This is a genomic window from Paenibacillus zanthoxyli JH29, from assembly GCF_000520715.1.
Taxonomy (GTDB): domain Bacteria; phylum Bacillota; class Bacilli; order Paenibacillales; family Paenibacillaceae; genus Paenibacillus_AQ; species Paenibacillus_AQ zanthoxyli.
On the sequence record NZ_ASSD01000285.1, the window covers coordinates 1 to 17,719 of the forward strand.

17 protein-coding genes are annotated in these 17,719 nt (G+C 49.2%); 11 read left to right on the forward strand and 6 right to left on the reverse strand.

Annotated elements, in window-relative coordinates; translation table 11 throughout:
• Window positions 1-545: 545 nt before the first annotated feature.
• The 3 genes from L691_RS0110410 (at window position 546) to L691_RS0110420 (ending at window position 4,015) form a co-directional block, all read left to right on the forward strand.
• Window positions 546-2,597 (forward strand): heavy metal translocating P-type ATPase, encoded by a 2,052-nt coding sequence (locus L691_RS0110410; RefSeq protein ID WP_051459344.1) that lies wholly within the window; start codon window positions 546-548, stop codon window positions 2,595-2,597.
• Between the two features lie 177 nt (window positions 2,598-2,774).
• Window positions 2,775-3,716: a thioredoxin-disulfide reductase gene (gene trxB / locus L691_RS0110415; protein ID WP_025690421.1), complete on the forward strand. Its 942-nt coding sequence runs from the start codon at window positions 2,775-2,777 to the stop codon at window positions 3,714-3,716.
• Window positions 3,717-3,778: 62 nt separating this feature from the next.
• Window positions 3,779-4,015 carry a glutaredoxin family protein gene (locus L691_RS0110420; RefSeq protein WP_025690422.1) on the forward strand — a complete coding sequence of 79 codons (237 nt, stop codon included), beginning with the start codon at window positions 3,779-3,781 and terminating at the stop codon, window positions 4,013-4,015.
• Between the two features lie 85 nt (window positions 4,016-4,100).
• On the opposite strand, the gene L691_RS0110425 is transcribed toward L691_RS0110420, so the two are convergent.
• A complete protein-coding gene (locus L691_RS0110425) occupies window positions 4,101-4,301 on the reverse strand; it encodes a hypothetical protein (protein WP_025690423.1) in 201 nt (66 codons plus the stop codon).
• Between the two features lie 309 nt (window positions 4,302-4,610).
• Between L691_RS0110425 and L691_RS0110430 the strand changes: the two genes are divergently transcribed.
• Window positions 4,611-5,735: a transglutaminase domain-containing protein gene (locus L691_RS0110430; RefSeq protein ID WP_025690424.1), complete on the forward strand. Its 1,125-nt coding sequence runs from the start codon at window positions 4,611-4,613 to the stop codon at window positions 5,733-5,735.
• A gap of 68 nt (window positions 5,736-5,803) precedes the next feature.
• Here the strand turns inward: L691_RS0110430 and L691_RS0110435 are convergent, their stop codons facing one another.
• The 3 genes from L691_RS0110435 to L691_RS31950 all read right to left on the reverse strand — a co-directional run bounded on the left by L691_RS0110435 (window position 5,804) and on the right by L691_RS31950 (window position 7,806).
• On the reverse strand, window positions 5,804-6,562 hold the full coding sequence (locus L691_RS0110435) for an ATP-binding protein (protein WP_025690426.1): 759 nt from the start codon (window positions 6,560-6,562) through the stop codon (window positions 5,804-5,806).
• Window positions 6,555-7,235, reverse strand: a complete 681-nt coding sequence (locus L691_RS34070) for a LytR/AlgR family response regulator transcription factor (protein WP_332249075.1) — start codon at window positions 7,233-7,235, stop codon at window positions 6,555-6,557. Before L691_RS34070 ends, L691_RS0110435 begins: the two co-directional genes overlap by 8 nt.
• A 223-nt stretch (window positions 7,236-7,458) precedes the next feature.
• Window positions 7,459-7,806, reverse strand: a complete 348-nt coding sequence (locus L691_RS31950; RefSeq protein ID WP_156934208.1) for a hypothetical protein — start codon at window positions 7,804-7,806, stop codon at window positions 7,459-7,461.
• A gap of 129 nt (window positions 7,807-7,935) precedes the next feature.
• On the opposite strand from L691_RS31950, the gene L691_RS0110450 reads away from it, so the two are divergent.
• Genes L691_RS0110450 through L691_RS0110475 form a run of 6 tightly spaced genes read left to right on the forward strand, consistent with a single transcriptional unit; the run spans window position 7,936 to window position 13,555 of the window.
• A complete protein-coding gene (locus tag L691_RS0110450; RefSeq protein WP_025690429.1) occupies window positions 7,936-9,354 on the forward strand; it encodes a radical SAM protein in 1,419 nt (472 codons plus the stop codon).
• 34 nt (window positions 9,355-9,388) lie between these two features.
• Window positions 9,389-10,441, forward strand: coding sequence for a radical SAM protein (locus L691_RS0110455; protein ID WP_025690430.1), 1,053 nt, complete (start codon window positions 9,389-9,391; stop codon window positions 10,439-10,441).
• Window positions 10,432-11,352 carry an ABC transporter ATP-binding protein gene (locus tag L691_RS28550; RefSeq protein ID WP_025690431.1) on the forward strand — a complete coding sequence of 307 codons (921 nt, stop codon included), beginning with the start codon at window positions 10,432-10,434 and terminating at the stop codon, window positions 11,350-11,352. Before L691_RS0110455 ends, L691_RS28550 begins: the two co-directional genes overlap by 10 nt.
• A 6-nt stretch (window positions 11,353-11,358) precedes the next feature.
• A complete protein-coding gene (locus L691_RS0110465; protein WP_025690433.1) occupies window positions 11,359-11,994 on the forward strand; it encodes a hypothetical protein in 636 nt (211 codons plus the stop codon).
• 3 nt (window positions 11,995-11,997) lie between these two features.
• Window positions 11,998-12,675 carry a hypothetical protein gene (locus L691_RS0110470; protein WP_156934209.1) on the forward strand — a complete coding sequence of 226 codons (678 nt, stop codon included), beginning with the start codon at window positions 11,998-12,000 and terminating at the stop codon, window positions 12,673-12,675.
• Between the two features lie 13 nt (window positions 12,676-12,688).
• Window positions 12,689-13,555: a S41 family peptidase gene (locus L691_RS0110475; protein WP_025690435.1), complete on the forward strand. Its 867-nt coding sequence runs from the start codon at window positions 12,689-12,691 to the stop codon at window positions 13,553-13,555.
• Window positions 13,556-13,892: 337 nt separating this feature from the next.
• On the opposite strand, the gene L691_RS0110485 is transcribed toward L691_RS0110475, so the two are convergent.
• The gene (locus L691_RS0110485) at window positions 13,893-15,032 is read right to left on the reverse strand and encodes a virulence factor (protein WP_025690436.1); all 1,140 of its coding nucleotides are present in this window, start codon (window positions 15,030-15,032) and stop codon (window positions 13,893-13,895) included.
• Window positions 15,033-15,302: 270 nt separating this feature from the next.
• Between L691_RS0110485 and L691_RS0110490 the strand changes: the two genes are divergently transcribed.
• On the forward strand, window positions 15,303-16,928 hold the full coding sequence (locus tag L691_RS0110490; protein WP_025690437.1) for an ABC-F family ATP-binding cassette domain-containing protein: 1,626 nt from the start codon (window positions 15,303-15,305) through the stop codon (window positions 16,926-16,928).
• A gap of 112 nt (window positions 16,929-17,040) precedes the next feature.
• Here the strand turns inward: L691_RS0110490 and L691_RS0110495 are convergent, their stop codons facing one another.
• Complete coding sequence (locus tag L691_RS0110495; protein ID WP_025690439.1) at window positions 17,041-17,658, reverse strand: cyclase family protein; 618 nt, start codon at window positions 17,656-17,658, stop codon at window positions 17,041-17,043.
• Between the last annotated feature and the right edge of the window lie 61 nt (window positions 17,659-17,719).

The following is a 17,719-nucleotide window of genomic DNA, read 5'->3' on the forward strand; positions in this document are numbered from 1 at the left end:
TCCTGCCCCGGACGCTGATTCGCTGCAACCGGGAAATTTAGTTGAAGCCGTTTGCTTAGGGCGAGCAGGGAAATCTGTCCGGTATTGGCCGGAACAACGGGAGGATGTATGAATACAAAGAGGGAGCGCTGCATATCGCGCTCCCTCTTTGTATATATTTAAGTATGGTTCCTCGAAGGCCAGCCGCAAAATCCCGCATTCCACCGCAGCATACGGTTAAGCAGAACGTGAGGGCTATCGCCGGATGGAGGTAAGGCTGAATGTGAATGCTAATATCTGTAAAATCCGAGCCTGTACGCCGGTTTACAATCCGTGGATGGGGGTATATTATAATTATATGTTGCACTAAGGAAAACATTTTGTACTAATGAAACAATGAATTTCATTCTCATTTATCATGCTGTCCCGGCGTAGCCGGGGCAGCATGTGTCATTTTAAGGGCTCTAAGAATGGCTTTCATTATCAGGCGGGGATAAATTCAATGAAGTCTTCGAACAATCCGCATGGACCTGATCCAACATCAAACTTTGAGGAAGGTGTCTGCTATGCAAGCTACGAAACAACTGCAGCGTATCTCTTCATATGAGGAGCAAGCGAGGAAACCCGGATCACCCAAAGGAAGAAAGTTCGATCCGAAAGAAATGATTCAAAATACGGAAATGCAGGCTGCTCTTGGAAGCGGGCTGCTTATGCTTCTGGCCTGGGGACTAAGCGGCTGGCTGCCGGTGCTGTCGGTCGTCATCTATGCGGCCGCGTATACGGTCGGAGGGTGGATCAAGGCCAAAGAAGGAGTGGAGACGCTCGTTAAGCATCATGATCTCGATGTCAACCTGCTCATGATCGCAGCGGCGCTTGGAGCGGCATCCATCGGCTACTGGAATGAAGGGGCGATGCTGATCTTTATTTTTGCCCTCAGCGGAGCGCTGGAGAGCTATACGATGGACCGCAGCCGCAAGGACATCTCTTCACTGATGGCGCTCAAGCCGGCGACGGCGCTGCGCATCGAGCAGGGAGCCATGAACGAGGTGGCGATCGACGAGCTATCCATCGGCGACCTGCTGCTGGTGCGTCCAGGCGAGCTAATTCCCGCCGACGGCACCGTATACCGGGGGGAATCGTCGGTCGATCAGGCCTCGATTACCGGCGAATCGGTGCCGGTCGAGAAGGTTTACGGGGATGAAGTATTCGCGGGTACACTCAATGGCGAAGGCGCCCTGTACATTGAAGTAACGAAATCGGCGGAGAACTCGCTGTTTGCCAAAATCGTCAAAATGGTGGAGGACGCTGAGGCCGAGGTTCCGGAATCCCAGCGCTTTATCAAGCGGTTCGAGGCGATTTACGCCCGGGCTGTGGTCGCTCTGACGCTTGTTCTCGTTGTCCTGCCTCCATTTGTGCTGGGCTGGTCTTGGAGCGCTACGTTCTATAAAGCGATGGTCTTCCTCGTTGTCGCCTCGCCATGCGCCCTGGTATCGTCCATCATGCCCGCGATGCTGTCTGCGATTTCGAGGAGCGCTCGCAAAGGTATTCTGTTCAAGGGGGGAGCGCATCTGGAAAATATGGCGCATACCGCCGTCGTTGCCTTTGACAAGACGGGAACCTTGACGGCAGGGACGCCAGAGGTGACCGATTTCATCATCGGCAAAGGCTATAACCGGCTTGAGCTGCTGACGGTCAGCGCGTCGATAGAGAGTATGTCGCGGCATCCGCTGGCCGAAGCGATTGTCCGCAAAGCTGAAGACGAATGCCTGGAGCTGTGGAACGTGCAGGATTCCCGTTCTTTAACCGGCTGGGGTGTGGAAGGCCGGGTGAGCGGCAAGCTGTGGAGGATCGGCAAATCCAACATTTTGGATGATGGGAAAATTCCGGTTCAGCGCGCAGAGACAGCAGCGGAAACCGCCACCGCTGACGGAACCGGGTCTGACAGCGGCATGACAGACGCCTTACCTGCAGCACTGCGCAGCGAAGATCTGGCGTTCTGGAGAGAACAGCGCACGAGCCTGGAGAAGGATGGCAAGACCGTATCCGTTATTGTGGACGGAGATACCGTGGCGGGCATAATCGCGCTTCAGGATATGGTGCGACCGGAGGCGGAGGATGCGGTGCGGGAGCTGCAGGAACTGGGCATCAAGGTGGCGATGCTGACCGGGGATCGGGCAGCCACGGCTAAGGCCATCGGCGCGAAGACGGGGGTCGATCTCGTCTTTTCCGACCTGCTCCCGGAAGATAAGGTGAAGCATATCGCCTCGCTGCGGGAGCAGTACGGCCATACGATCATGGTTGGCGACGGCGTCAACGATGCGCCCGCGCTTGCGCAGGCGACGGTAGGCATGGGAATGGGCATGAAGGGCAGCGGCGCGGCGCTTGAAGTCGCCGATGTGGTGCTGATGAACGACAATATCGGGGAGATTGCTTCGACCATCTCGCTCGCCCGCCGCTGCCAGCGCATTGTGAAGCAGAATATGATTTTTGCCATAAGCGTCATTGTACTGCTTATTGCAAGCAATTTTATCAATGGAATCGCGCTTCCCTTTGGCGTCGTCGGCCATGAAGGCAGCACTATTCTAGTGATCCTGAACGGATTGCGGCTGCTGCGGTAATCGGAGCGTATTTTTACTGAAAGTTGTTAAAAATTAAATTGTTCACAAAATAGTCCCCGGACTATGGAGTCTGGCATATTGACATTTTCATCCTTGGCGCGCATAATGGAGTTACTTTAGAATAATTCTAATTAAGATTTCACATATGTGGTAGTCCATGACGAGGAGGATGTAATTATGTATAAATCAATCATTGTCGGTACCGGACCTGCGGGTCTGACTGCCGCTATCTATTTGGCCCGGGCCAATATGAATCCGCTGGTTATTGAAGGCCCGCAGCCGGGAGGCCAGCTTACGACGACCACCGAAATCGAGAACTTCCCGGGATTCCCGGAAGGAATTCTCGGTTCGGAGCTGATGGACAATATGCGCGCGCAGGCAGAGCGTTTTGGAGCGAAATTCGTTACCGGCTGGGTGAACAGCGTGGAGCTGGGAGAGCGTCCGTTCAAGCTGAACGTTGAAGACATGGGTACGCTTGAGACCGATACGCTGATCATTTCCACCGGCGCTACCGCGAAGTACCTGGGCATCCCGGGAGAGCAGGACAATGTGGGCCGGGGCGTCAGCACCTGCGCGACCTGCGACGGCTTCTTCTTCCGTAACAAGGAAATTATCGTTGTGGGCGGCGGGGATTCGGCGCTGGAGGAAGCCGGCTTCCTGACCCGCTTCGCTTCGAAGGTGACTCTGGTGCACCGCCGGAATGAGCTGCGCGCTTCCAAGATTATGCAGGATCGGGTACACGCCAACGAGAAAGTGGAATGGGCGCTGAACCGTACACCGCTTGAAGTGGTGGCAGGCGATAATGGCGTTACTGGCCTGAAGGTGCTTAACAACGAGACCGGCCAAGAAGAATTCATTGAAGCGGGCGGCGTGTTCGTGGCGATCGGTCATCACCCGAATACGGCTTTCCTTGGCGGTCAGATTACCGTTGATTCGAACGGTTATATCGTAACGAATCCGGGCACTTCCGAGACGAACATTCCGGGCGTATTCGCCTGCGGCGATGTTCAGGATACCCGGTACAGACAGGCGATTACGGCGGCGGGCAGCGGCTGCAAGGCTGCCATGGACGCTGAGAAATACATTGAGAGCCTGGAGCACAGCGCGGTTGCGCTGTAAGTTTCATCGAAACGCCGCAAGTGATATAATATTAAGCAAAAATTACGAGGAGGGAATCAACAATGGAAAATGTTGTGGTATATACATCGACTAACTGTCCGCACTGCCGTCAGGTCAAAAGCTTTTTGAATGAGAAGGGAATCTCTTTTGAGGAGCGCAATATCGAGCAGAACGAAGAGTTCGCGCAGCAGGTATGGGATATGGGCATGCGCGCTGTTCCGGTTACCGTAATCGGCGAACATAAAATCGTGGGCATGAACAAAACGCAGTTCGACAAAGTATTAGCGGCTGCGCAGTAATTTAGGGCTATTGGTCAAAGGGAAGGGCGTCTCCGGCAGCGGAGGCGCCTTTTTCTATGGAGGTGAAGCGGGAGGCGAAATGCGGCTAGGCCGGTATAAGGGACATTGCGGTCCGAAATACCGCGTACACGGCGATGCCGCCGCCGATTAGCAGGAGCCCCGCCTTTTTTCTGGACTGGAACAGACGCAGCACGCCGAGGCTGATCATCGGTGCGATGATGAGCAGAACGAGCAGTACGGTGATAAACATCCGGACTGACACATCGGAAGTATCCACATAAGTCATGAAGGCTCACCCCATTTTGTATGTATAGGATTGGGATTGCTTTCCGCTGAATTCAATTATATGTTAAATATAGCATTTTCACTTTAAGACCGCGAGCTGCGAAGCGCCGCTTCAGCATGTTTAGTACATTTGAGAACTTATGGAAATATCCATCCTATCCGATAATAGTAGAAACAAAGGCATATTATTTGTGAATTTTAGCACTTAAGCAGTATTGGAAATGTTGTTGGACGCATCTAATATATGGAAGTGTAAACTAGGATTCAACCGTTGAGCAGGCAAACTCGCGCCAAGGGGGCTAAAGCAAGGATGGGGAAGTTAACGAAAGCGATAGTATTGGGAATGTTAGTTGCCGCCGCTGTGCCGCCGGCTGTATATTGGGGGATGGATTATGCCTACGCCGAGGTGAAGGGAACTTCCATACGTTCCGCCAGCGATATGACCCAGCAGTTGACGGCAGCGATGAATAGCCGCAGAGAGAGTGTTACTTTTACATATGAAGGAAATACCTCACGCTTGAAGTCGCAGCTGCAGACCGCGCTGGATCAGGCGATGTCGAACGATCCTTACTTGAACTATATTGTGAGCAGCTACAGCTTTTCCTACCGGGGCGGTTCCCGCTCGGCGGCGGTAAGCGTCAAGCTTACCTACCGTGAGTCACTTCAGCAGACCGCTTATGTAAACGGGCGGGTCAAGACGATTTTGAACGAAATTATAACCCCGGGGATGACGGAGGATGAAAAGGTAAAAGCGGTCCACGATTGGGTGGTTCTGAACCTGAAATATGACACGACCTACACCAAATATACGGCTTACGAAGGGCTGAAAAGCGGCAGCGCCGTTTGCCAGGGCTATTCCCTGCTCACTTACAAGCTGCTGAAGGGTGCGGGGATTCCGAATAAAATCGTGGAAGGCACCGCGTGGCAGGACGGTGTGGGCCAATCGCACGCTTGGAATCTGGTTCAACTGGACGGACGCTGGTACCATCTGGATACGACTTGGGACGATCCCTCTCCGGATAAAGCGGGGGCCGTCAGCACGGCCTATTATCTGCGCACAGACGGCCAGATGCGCCGGGATCACACTTGGACCCGTTCTTATCCGGCAGCGGCAGCGGAGTACTCCCGTACGCTCAGTGAACTGGCAAGCGTCAAAGGAGAGAAGCAGGCGGCCTATCAGAAGCTGCAGCAGGACCTCCGGTACGACCTGTATGAAGAGAGCGGAATCGTCGATAACGCGGCTGAGCTGACCACACTAGCGCAGCAGGCGCGGAAGAAGGGAGAAGCTTCGCTGCTGTTCCGCTATAACGGAAGCGAGAGCAGGCTGGTGAGCGACCTGCAGCAGCTGTACGAGAAAGGCTTTAAGGCCTTGAGCTATAAGACATCCTCGTTTGAGGATTCAGGGGATTTAAAGGTGGAGCTCTACTGGAAATAGCAAGCATACACGTGAAGTCCGCAGATATAAAAAGGTCTGCGGACTTGTTGAGTTCGGGGTAACCGGAGTTATTCCAAAAAAGGAAGTACAGCTGTAATCTCAAACCTGCAATTTTTCACATCGATATGCAAATGCCCGCCATATTTCTCCGTAACTCTTTTGATATTTTTTAATCCGAGACCATGCATTTCCCGTTCTTTTTTCCATGTGCTTTTGAGATTGACGGTAGACTGACAGGAATTTGCTACATTGATAATCAGACTGGATGAATTCGTAAAAATACGAATGTGAAGGAAGCGGTCATTCGTTTTACGGACCTGTCTGACCGCTTCCACCGCATTATCCAGAATATTCCCGAGTATTACACATAAGTCATATTGTTCTATGTGCATATGGCTAATAGAAATATGAATGTCGTGTTTGATGAGAATGTTCTCTTGATGGACGCTATCCAACGCAGGGTTAACCAAGGCGTCAATGACAAGATTTCCGGTTACGAGCTTGTGACAAGGGTCGTCAACTTTTTGAAGTACAAGCCGGATATGTTCGGAGGCTTTCATAAACTGACCTTCTTGAATGTACTTGTCAACGAGCAGCAAGTGCTTGTTCGTATCATGAATGATTCGCTTAATTTGGTTAAAGGATGCTTGATTCTTCGCAAAATGTTTTTCATAGTAGTCGATCTGCTTTTGCAATAAAGTCGTTCTATGCATGAATTTGAGTTTTCTATTGGCTATCTTAAATGTAAAAAGATTAAGTATATTCAGGAGTAAAATACCGCTTAGAATAACCCCCATATAAATCCCGCAATACATCATATCAGCCATGTACTTTATGCTCCAGAACCATTAACTTGGTATAGAAATCTTTGACCTCCTTAATTTTCGAGCGGCCGATCGGGAATTCCGCGTCGTTAGACATGAGAACGGAGGAAGAGGTGAATTTCTTAATATGGTCGAGATTGACAATGACGGATCGGTGTATGGCAATAAATTGCTTATGATCCAACCGGTTGCAGTAGCTGGACAGTATGCCTTTCGTTATAAAGCTGTCGTAGACAGTAACGATTTTCATTTGGTTTTTCATGGACGGGCATTTGCATTTCTCAATGGATACAATATCTCTGCATTTTAGTACAAGATCTTCATGGTGGATCCGGATAACTAAATGTTGGTTGCTAATGGTTAGTATGTAATCGTACAGACTGAACATTTTTCTCGCGAACAACTCGTAAGAAACCGGTTTGAGGAGGTAGTGAAAAGCCTGGACATCAAAGCTATCCAAAATATATTTTGGATAGTGGGAAAAAAACATGACCTGCACGTCGTGATCCAGATTTTTTCGGATGGTTTTGGCAACGTCTAAACCGTTTATTCCGCTCATTTCAATATCAAGGATTAGAATGTGAAATGGGTTATTTGACCTTTCCTTGTAACGTTGAAGCAGCTTTTCCCCTGACGTGAAGCATTCGATTGCAAATTCTAGATTGGTTTTCATCATCAACTGTAGGAATAAATACTTAGTCCGATAAAGTTCCTCTTCTTCATCTTCGCAAATGCCTACGTTTAGCAATCCGTATCCCTCCGATTTTTTATCGTATAGCACTAATTCATTAAAATCATAATGGAATTATACAACACTATATTCCATTTATTTGTGATTTTTTAAGCTATACAATCCAGAAAATATAAAATAGTGGATTATAGTGAAAAAAATAGTATATTCATTTGTTGAAAATAAAGAGGAAATTTAAGCTGTTTTGCTTTTCAAGCCCTCTAATTTTCCATTCAGGAACAATTGGCCAATCAATTGCTTTTTTTGATATATGCTTCGAATTGTTGAAAGAACGGTCCCGAGACCGTGATTCCTGAAAGGAGGTGAAAATCATGGAAAAAATGAATCTTGTAGGCGAAGAACAGGAAACTGCAGCATGTTGGGCATGCGCCGTTTGTACGGCCTGTCTGTGGTGTGCATCCTGTTTGGCTTGTGTAGTTCCGGTTATGGGACAAGCAGCTATTGCCGCTGTTGCCGCTGAAGTAGGTGCTCCTGCAACTGCAGCTGCTGTTGCCATCGGAGTTTCGTCCTAATCTATTTTGGTAGGTAGCGGCTCCTGCGTTTCAATTGCCGAAAGATTATGCCGGAAGCATAAGCGGGATTAACGCAGGAGCCCCATCTTCAACTATAACAAAGAGGTGTCCTAATGAAAGGAATTCAGTTTACCAGCAAGCGAGGCAATCATTATTTCTATGATGATTTGACGGGGCAGATTTATACAGGAACGCCGGACGAATTTGCTGCGATTTCCGAAAAGTATCTTAAATTAACAACCGACCGAAGACTGATAAGCCATAACCAAAAGACGGTTAGCCCGGAGGAGGTTAAGGAATATCTGTGTAAAGAGGCGAATGGATTCAAACAGCTTCTTCTCGAGACAACCTCTTTCTGCAACCTGCGCTGTAAATACTGTATCTACTCTGATCATTATCAATATATGAAAACGTATGAGAATAAGCATATGGATTTTTCGGTTGCGCAGGCCGCCGTAGATTATTATTTCACCAATTTCAAACCAATTTATTTCCGTAATCCGACGAGAACGCCTGTTATTGGTTTTTATGGCGGAGAACCGTTATTGAACTTTCCGCTTATCCGTACGATTGTCGAATATATCCAGGAGACCTACCCGGAATATGAAGAGGTTCAGTATAACGTAACCACAAACGGATTATGCTTCACTGAAGAAGTGCAGGAGTTTTTGACAAAAAATAACTTTTCAATTATTGTAAGTATTGATGGATACAAGGAAAACCATGATCGTAACAGGGTGAAAATCGACGGCAAGGGAAGCTTCGACGAAATCATGCATAATGTAAAGACATTCAAAGAGAAGTATAAGGATTACGCCAAGTTTGCTGTCAGCTCCTGTTACGATCTTAAAACGGATATGTTTGAGTATAAGGATTTCTTCGATAACGAAGACTTATTTCTGGCGAGATTGGCTCCCGTGGATGTCAACAACACCACTTATTATGACCAGTTTACATTTGAAGAAAGACGGGAATTCAGCGAATCTCTCGAAGCTATGAAAAGCTTGTTTCTTAATTTAACGGAGAGTAATCATATCCGCAAAGATTCATTTCTATATTCTCTCATTGGCATGAATTATTCGGGACTCGCGTTCCACCCCATGATGAACGAAAAAAGACCCGGTATGCTTCCATTTACAGCTTCCTGCATCCCCGGGGAAAAAATATATGTGACGATAGATGGGAACTATCATATTTGCGAGAAAATTAATACTCACCATTCAATAGGAACGATCGAAGAGGGTATTGATTTCGGTGAAATTGCCGGATTAATCAACGACTTCAAGAATAATATCTGTACCGATTGCGAGAATTGCAATGTCACCCGTTTCTGTAATATTTGCTTTCAACAATGTGCCACCGACCATGATTTCGAAAAATCTGGTTCCATATGTGCCAATGTTGAAGCTCAGGCTCGCGTCAATCTGGCCGACTTTATTGAAGTTCTAGAAGCTAATCCGTCATTGTTTGAGGAAATTACGATTGATTACTACAAATCAATATTTGAAAAGGTAGGGGTTATTCTTGAGTAATCATTATTTTCGATTATTTCCGGAGTGTTTTCTTGTGATCGGCAAGAAGAAATCTGTCGTCTGTCATCTTCTTACGGAAGAAATGGTTTGGCTGGATGAGGCACATACCGCGAAGCTTAGGGATGCGGAAGCCAATTGTTCGGTGGATAAGACCGACCATTTTTTTAAAGAATTGGAATCTATGCGCTTCGGTTTTTTTTCGGATCATGTCGTGTATGTTGACAAGCTGAGACCCATTAACAGCTTCAGCCAGAAGAAAATGTGGCAGGATGCCCCGCGTATTAATTTGGCGATCCTGCATGTAACGAATGAATGCAATTTGGACTGCTCTTTCTGTAAAACCTCCTTCTGCCCGGTATGTAAACGATTTGAGGACCAACAGCCTCCTCTAACGGCGGATCAATGGAAACAGATTTTGGAGCAGCTTGCCCGGTTTGGGCCATCCAGCGTTCTTATTACCGGCGGAGAGCCAACATGTTATCCTTTCATCGATGAGCTTCTCTCTTACTCCGTCAGCCTTGGAATGCCAACGAGTGTACATACAAACGGACTTATTCCCTTGAACTATTCTTCCCCGAAACTAGGGGTTCACATCACTGTCTCAAGTCCAAAGAATCTGGACATAATTCTCAAAAATTATAATAAAATTAAAAGCAGAGTAACATTGCTGGTAGATGATCCGTTATTTGAATTCGTAAAAGCCAAAACGAAAGGCCGCTGGAAAATGATGAGGATAACCTATAAAGAGCCTTTCATAAAGAAAGAAGGGTTGCCCAAACCGAATATGGACCGTTTCTATGCCCGAAAACTGTTCGATCCGTGCTTAAATGGAAAAATTGCGATTTCTTATACCGGTGATGTATATCCCTGCTTGGGAAGCTCGGAGCCGCTACTAAATCTGAATCATAAATCCTTGCCTCAGGCTGTAAAAATGCTGATCGAGGAGTATTGGAAACAGACGGTTGATTCCCGGGAGAACCAGTTGAAATGCAAGGAATGTGAATTTAAATATTCCTGCAACGCTTGCAGGTTCCTGAATACGGATAAGAATTGCGGATATAATTTGGAGGCATCATCATGGATATAAAAATTTGTGATGTAAGCAAGACCCTGGAGAACAGGCCCATTCTCTCCAATATCAACTTCGAAATCGGCAATGGGCAAGTTGTTGGACTTATCGGTCCGAACGGCGCAGGGAAAACCACCTTGGTCCGTCTGATCATGAATTTATACAAGCCCACCAACGGAGAGATATATGTAAATAAAGTGAACGTGAGGGATAAGCGGTTTGAAGAAGTCAAACGGGAAATAGGCTTTTTGTTCGATCACATCGGTCTGTTTAAAGAATTGAATGCGTGGGAAAACCTGGAGTTTTTCGACCGGATCTATTATCCGGGGAGTAAAAGCCATGAGCGCCGGGAGAGGATCGGAGGACTGCTGAAGGAACTCGGTCTGTACGAGCGAAAAGATAGCAAGATCACGTTCTTCTCCCGTGGAATGAGGCAAAGACTTGTACTCGCAAGATCAATGCTGAACAATCCGAAGCTTATCATTCTGGATGAGCCGTCGAGAGGGCTTGATTTGGAAGGCCAACTGCTCCTTCGGGATTTTTTGTTAAAATGCAAAAAAAACGGCTCAACCGTTCTTCTTAATTCGCATGACCTTAGCGAGCTTCAGAAAGTATGCTCCCATCTGGCTTTTATAAAAGGCGGCCGGATCATCCGTACCGGGACCTATAATGAAATTCGTGAAGCTTACGTTCAAAACAGTTATGTGCTGGTCGGAGACGGAATGGAGCTTCAATTGGCTAAAGCCGCTCCGCACTCCAGCATCAGTTGGACGATGAAAAGCGAGCGGGAAGCGATTATTACGGTCAACGACCCGGAAACGGATATCTTGGATTGGTTGTCGGAAAACCGCATCCGTTACGAAGCGTTCGGAAAGAGCCATGATGAGCTGGAAGAGCTGTACCAGGAAATTATAATAAATGAGGTTTAAATACGTATGGTGATAACGAAAGCCTTATATTGGAGGGAAATCAGGAGACAAAAGCAGCTGTATAAAATAATCGCAATACAACTATTGCTCTCGGTATTTTTGTTGTTCTGGAGGACCGATCATTTTACCTTCTTTTCTTATTTTTTGTATATGACATTTCTCTTTTCTTTAATAACTCAAAACGATATTTACTTTTATGATCTGACGCCGTCAATAGAAAGCCTGCTTGCATCACCTCTTGGCATTGCTCGTATTTTAAAGGACAAGAGCCAGTTTGTAGTTTATAAATCAGTGGTGCTCGGAGCGGTTTTATTTCCGGTGTATTTGATCGCTTTGTTCAGAAGCGGCACGCCTCTTACCGAATTAACCTGGAGTAAAGTGGGTCTGATTTTATTGTTTTTGGCGTTTCAATATGTTTTGAGCATTTTTATCGGGGTCTGTATTTGGATATACGGAAAAAGAGCGAGAATCCCGCTCATCGTAGGGCAGGGGCTAATTCTTAATTCCATCTATACTTTCAGCTCTTGGAAGGACGGATATTTTGCGATCGTTTTTATTGTATGTGTAGTTGCCCTCTATTTGGCATCCTTGGCAGTGATCGGCCGTCTGGAGAGCGAGAAAATTATATCGAGGTGCATGTAAAACATGAGTGCTCTACTATGGAAGTCGTTGCATACGTTGAAGCAAAGGAGAATAAGACTTATTATTTTGCTGATCCTGCCTGTTGTATATTTATTTGTTCTCCTGCAGAGGGACCTCAAGGGGGAGACCATTGCGGTCTTTTTTCCTGCGGCATTCACTTTATTTAGCAGCGCGGTACACTTTTCTATGGATGATCTGGCCGGAAGCGAATCCATTTTGGCTACGCCGATTTCCATTCTGAAAATGTGGCTGTATAATCTATTCTTCGTGATTGTTACAGGGCATCTTTACTGCATTGCACTGCTGGCTGCGGGCTTTGCGTTCATGGGGCAAGATTTCGGGACGCTGTCCCTAAGTTTTAACAGTATCGGGCAACTGGCTGCCAACCTGATACTGTGTTTTGCGTTTTTGGGTGCTTCCACCTGCCATTATGCTGATTACGGCATGGGAAAACAGATTGTTGCTTCCGTATTCGCCCTAATCAATCTGGCATCCCCATTTGCGCTTCTCCTATGGGGTTCAGCAGCGGTGATTAATACGACGGGGATTGTTGTTACTGCGGCGGTGGGTCTTGTTCTCTTTGTTCTGTTTTTTCTTCTAACGGCAAGAGCGGACAAAGAGAAGCTGCTCATTAATACTCAAAAACTTACAAGCGTCTACAGTTACAGTGTCGACGAGTAGGGGGGCGACGGTAATGCGGTTATTCTCAAATGGGTTGTTGCTCTCCAAACGGACCGTTCGGAGATACCTGGAAATATACGAAAATAACGAGCTAATGCTGAAGATGGATGAACGTTATCGTCAAAAAAAAACGGAGCTGATGAGCAGGACTCTGATCGCTCCTTCACGTCTGGCCGCGTTTATTGAGGAGACGAAGGCTATACCGTATACAACTTTCCGCTATGGACAATACTACCCTGCCATAAGAAAAGCCGCAGGCAAATTGGCGGAAGCGATCAAGCTGGAGGGGTATTTGTATCTTCCTATTCACTTTTTTGGCTCGGGTATTTCCGAAAAGATTGGAGAAATTCTGGAAAGAAGCGGAAATGTGAAAGGATTGATTCTGGACCTCCGCAACAATTCAGGAGGAGTCGTGGAAGAGTGTGTACGCATCGCGAGATTACTTCTTCCCTCATGCAGCATTGCGGAGTTAAACTATCCGGGTAAAATTGTAACCTTTCTGTCCGATGAAAAAAGGCATTCGTTTGGGCGTCTGTTTATTCTGGTCAATGAATATTCAGCCAGCTGCAGTGAAATTATGGCATTGACGCTGAGAATGCATTTAAAAGAAGCAATGGTTATTGGGGAGCGGACGGCGTGCAAAAATATCGGCCAGCGGACTTTCAATCACAGAAGGAAAAGAAGATTGTTCAGTGTATCGTCCTTTCAGTGGTCGGTTGAAAAAGAGAACAGCAGTCTGCTCCAGGAATATTTAAAAAGTGACAATCCGCAGGGCGGTTCTTTTAAATCAAACGATGATTACTTCAGACGCATTCTTCAAATGATTCAACGGGAATCCGGAGAGCGGGAAGCGCAAGCATTCAGTGAAATCATGGGGTAGCCCGCTTGTTCGTTTGGTTAACGGCAAAGCGGGCTTTTTCATGAAGACCAGACTATTTTTTCTTCTTCTTGCTGTAGTCGAAGAAACCGTAACAGACCAATAATGCAATAATGATGGGGAGCCAGACAGAAGTGCTCATAACATCCTCCTTGTAGTAAATATTTTCATATATTTACATTATATCACATTTTGTGGGAGCAGGCTATACATTCTGCGGCTGAGAATTCTCCCGGTTGAACACAATCATGAAAAAAGATCGCTCTCCGGCAGTCCCAGACTCAAGGAGGAGCGATCTTTATAATAAGCCCAAAAGAAAAACAGATTTGAAAAAGCCGACTCAGCTGCGTCCGCGTCCCGCCATCTGCTGCCAGACCGTTCCGGCCGCTTCCTCGCCGGACTCAATACGTTCCAGCGCCATGCGCGCCTGAAGCCCGACTTCGAACTCGGGATCGTTCACCGCAGCTTCCAGCGCTTCGCGCGCTTCAGCTGTGCCGACCTCGTACAGAAACCGGGCGGCGCGCCAGCGGACGATTTTGCTGCTGTCCTCTAGCGCCCGGGTCATGACCGGCGTGGCGGCGGGATCGCCGATATCGGACAGGGTATCGCCGGCGGTGCGCCGCACGGCGGGAGCGTTGTCGCTCATTGCCTCGTACAGCAGTTCCTTCGCTTCGGGGGTGCGCAGATCCCCTAGATAGACGACGGCTAACCGCCGGATCAGCAGCTTCGGGTCTCGCAGCGCCGCAGCTATTTGCGGGATCAGCTCGGGCGTAGGCGTCAAATCTTCAAGCGCCGCATAGCGTACCCGCCAGTTTTCGCTCGTCAGGTCTCGCAGCAGCTCATCCTGACCGCGCTTGCTGCGATGCTCGATGAATTCGCCGCCGGCCGTCCCGTGCGCGATAGCCTGCTGCACCAGCGAATCAAGGCGCTCCTGCGGATACGCGGCCTCCAGCTCCTGCTCAACTTCGCGCGCGATCTCGGGCAGCTCGCCGTAGCGGACGCCGTATTCCGTCAGCTTGCGCTCTTTGATCAGGACCGCGCTCGCCACATTCGTTACCGCCTCGGTGAAGCGAGGCGACAGCGCGATGCGTTCCTCGCGCGCTCCGCTTTTTACCCGGATCTGCATCGGAATAGCGCGGAACATTTGGACGAACACCTGCGCCTCGCCGAAATGCGCTCCGTCGTTCTCGTCTGTCAGCGCCCAGTCCTGCGCTACGGCCGCTTCGCCACCGAAGCGGGACTGCAGCTCGCGGAATATCTCCGCCCAGTCTGCGGAGGGCTTCCGCTCCAGCGCTGCGAAGTCGGCGGTGTGAAAGACATTTTCCACTCCCGGTATGGTCAGCATCTCCCGCGCCCAGGCTGGCGCAGCATGCTGACTTTCCAGGGTATAGGTTCTGCGTATTCCCGGCTCCAGACTTTCATCCAGATGAAGCTTCATCGTATGCGGACTCGGTGTCGGTTCTATAAATGTAATCTTCATTCGGGTAAACCTCCTTAGGACGGCAGCAGCCGCAATTACTTATATAGTCTGCAAGGGGCGTTTACTCGCATTTTACATCAAATTTGATTAAAAATACACAAACAGCCCGGCACGTCCCGGCCCGCCGGCGGCGCCAAATGCCGGAATCGCAGTGCCGCTGTTTGCCCATTTTTGCCCTTTTCGCGGCAAATCAAGGAGTTTACGGGCTTTTCGGTCCATTTTTGTGCTATAATATGCCGGAAACCTAAGTGTAAAGGATGGTATGCAAAAATGATCAGTACAAGCGGCGTGACACTCCGTTACGGAAAACGCGCACTTTTTGAAGATGTAAATATAAAGTTCACTCCCGGGAATTGCTACGGCCTGATCGGGGCCAACGGCGCCGGCAAATCGACGTTCCTGAAAATTCTGTCCGGCGAGATCGAAGCCAATTCCGGTGAAGTGCATATCACGCCCGGCGAACGCATGGCCATATTGAAGCAGAACCACTTCGAATATGACGAAAACCCGGTGCTGGAAACGGTCATTATGGGCCACGCGCGCCTGTATGACATTATGAAGGAGAAAGACGCGCTGTACGCCAAATCCGACTTCTCCGAAGCCGACGGTCTGCGGGCCGGCGAGCTGGAAGGCGAGTTCGCTGAACTGAACGGCTGGGACGCTGAGCCGGACGCCGCCGCGCTCTTGATCGGGCTCGGCATTCCGCGTGATCTGCACGACAAAAAGATGGCGGAGCTCAGCGGGAACGAGAAGGTACGGGTACTGCTTGCCCAGGCGTTGTTCGGCCGTCCGAACAACCTGCTCCTTGACGAACCTACCAACCACTTGGATCTCGAATCGATTGGCTGGCTGGAGAACTTCCTCATGGACTATGAAGGCACCGTTATCGTCGTATCCCATGACCGTCATTTCCTGAACAAAGTATGTACGCACATCGCGGACATCGACTTCGGCAAAATCCAGATGTATGTCGGCAACTATGACTTCTGGTACGAGTCCAGTCAGCTGGCCCTCACGCTTCAGCGGGAATCGAACAAGAAGAAAGAGGAGAAGATCAAGGAGCTGCAGGCGTTCATTCAGCGCTTCTCGGCCAACGCCTCGAAGTCCAAGCAGGCGACGTCGCGGAAGAAGCAGCTCGACAAGATCACGCTCGACGACATTCGCCCGTCCAACCGGAAATATCCGTTCCTGAACTTCAAGCCGGAGCGCGAAGCCGGCAAGCAGCTACTGACGATCAGCAATCTGACCAAGAGCATCGAGGGCGAGAAAGTGCTGGACGAAGTCGGCTTTGTGGTCAACAAAGGAGACAAGATTGCTTTTGTCGGTCCGAACGGGCTGCCCAAATCAACGCTGTTCGATGTCATCATGGGCGAAACGGAGGCGGAATCGGGCGAATACACCTGGGGCGTGACGACATCCCAAGCTTACTTCCCGAAGGATAACTCCAATTATTTCGACGGCGTGGAGCTGAATCTGGTGGAATGGCTGCGCCAATACTCGAAGGACCAGGACGAGACGTTCCTGCGCGGCTTCCTGGGACGCATGCTGTTCTCCGGCGAGGAAGCGCTGAAGAAGGCAAGCGTATTGTCCGGGGGCGAGAAGGTGCGCTGCATGCTGGCGAAGATGATGCTGAACGGCGCGAACGTCCTCGTCTTCGACGAGCCGACGAACCACTTGGACCTCGAATCCATCACGGCGCTGAACAACGGGCTGATCGACTTCGACGGCACGATTCTGTTCACATCGCATGACCATCAGTTCATCCAGACGATTGCGAACCGGATCATCGAGATTACGCCAAATGGCATTATCGATCGCGTGATGAGCTATGATGAGTACCTCGAAAGCGACGAAATCAAGGAACTGCGCCAGCGGATGTATCCGGTGGAAGTGTAAAATAAAGCCGCAGGTAAGTTGCGGGGCGGGAAAGTCTCTGCCGCGCGATAGCGGACATAGGCTCTTTACAGAACAGTGCCGACCGGATGGTTATCCGGCCGGCACTGTTTGTTTACTGGAAAGTACGGGCAATCACCCGGGCTATGGAGGAATCAGCGTTGATATTCAGCGGAAGGGCGGTCACTTCAAACCGGGATAAGGGGAGCAGCGCCGCAAGATTCGTCAGATTCTCGATGATTGGAATACGGCGGCTGAACAGCATCCGGTGTATATCGTAAGGATGTCTGTCCGGCGATGGAGTGTCCATGCCGACCATTTTAATCCTTTTTCGAATCAGATGATCCGCAAGCTCCGGTGTCAGCACCGGAAAATCGGCAAAATAGGCGGGTTCTCCGAACAAATCGCTATGGCCGGTGTACAGGATTACAATCTGCCCTTCGCGAACAAGCTGTTCGTATTCGGGCTTATATCCAATTGCTCCGGCACCCCGGACGTCCAGCAAGCAGCCCTCCCCGATAAACGTACTCAGCGGATACCCGTTCAAATAATCCGTGCAGTCCGTCATGTGCATATGCCCGTCGATATGCGTTCCCGAATGCATGTTGATGGTCAGGCGATGATTGTTATAGCCGTCCCGGGCGAACTCGGCGGATCTTGCAAGCTGTGTCGGCAGATCTCCCGGATAGACCGGCAGTCCGTCCCGGATGGGGTGGGTCAGATCAATGATCATGGCTTTTTGGGCTCCTTTGCTGCAGTGAAACTGTACGGATCAGGACCCGCCGGTGCGGCGG

Excerpts from the sequence above, each read along its gene's own strand:
- L691_RS0110410 (WP_051459344.1), top strand. The coding sequence starts at position 546 with ATGCAAGCTACGAAACAACTGCAGCGTATCTCTTCATATGAGGAGCAA.
- trxB (WP_025690421.1), top strand. The coding sequence starts at position 2,775 with ATGTATAAATCAATCATTGTCGGTACCGGACCTGCGGGTCTGACTGCC.
- L691_RS0110420 (WP_025690422.1), top strand. The coding sequence starts at position 3,779 with ATGGAAAATGTTGTGGTATATACATCGACTAACTGTCCGCACTGCCGT.
- L691_RS0110425 (WP_025690423.1), bottom strand. The coding sequence starts at position 4,301 with ATGACTTATGTGGATACTTCCGATGTGTCAGTCCGGATGTTTATCACC.
- L691_RS0110430 (WP_025690424.1), top strand. The coding sequence starts at position 4,611 with ATGGGGAAGTTAACGAAAGCGATAGTATTGGGAATGTTAGTTGCCGCC.
- L691_RS0110435 (WP_025690426.1), bottom strand. The coding sequence starts at position 6,562 with ATGGCTGATATGATGTATTGCGGGATTTATATGGGGGTTATTCTAAGC.
- L691_RS34070 (WP_332249075.1), bottom strand. The coding sequence starts at position 7,235 with ATGATGAAAACCAATCTAGAATTTGCAATCGAATGCTTCACGTCAGGG.
- L691_RS31950 (WP_156934208.1), bottom strand. The coding sequence starts at position 7,806 with ATGGCAACAGCAGCTGCAGTTGCAGGAGCACCTACTTCAGCGGCAACA.
- L691_RS0110450 (WP_025690429.1), top strand. The coding sequence starts at position 7,936 with ATGAAAGGAATTCAGTTTACCAGCAAGCGAGGCAATCATTATTTCTAT.
- L691_RS28550 (WP_025690431.1), top strand. The coding sequence starts at position 10,432 with ATGGATATAAAAATTTGTGATGTAAGCAAGACCCTGGAGAACAGGCCC.
- L691_RS0110465 (WP_025690433.1), top strand. The coding sequence starts at position 11,359 with ATGGTGATAACGAAAGCCTTATATTGGAGGGAAATCAGGAGACAAAAG.
- L691_RS0110470 (WP_156934209.1), top strand. The coding sequence starts at position 11,998 with ATGAGTGCTCTACTATGGAAGTCGTTGCATACGTTGAAGCAAAGGAGA.
- L691_RS0110475 (WP_025690435.1), top strand. The coding sequence starts at position 12,689 with ATGCGGTTATTCTCAAATGGGTTGTTGCTCTCCAAACGGACCGTTCGG.
- L691_RS0110485 (WP_025690436.1), bottom strand. The coding sequence starts at position 15,032 with ATGAAGATTACATTTATAGAACCGACACCGAGTCCGCATACGATGAAG.
- L691_RS0110490 (WP_025690437.1), top strand. The coding sequence starts at position 15,303 with ATGATCAGTACAAGCGGCGTGACACTCCGTTACGGAAAACGCGCACTT.
- L691_RS0110495 (WP_025690439.1), bottom strand. The coding sequence starts at position 17,658 with ATGATCATTGATCTGACCCACCCCATCCGGGACGGACTGCCGGTCTAT.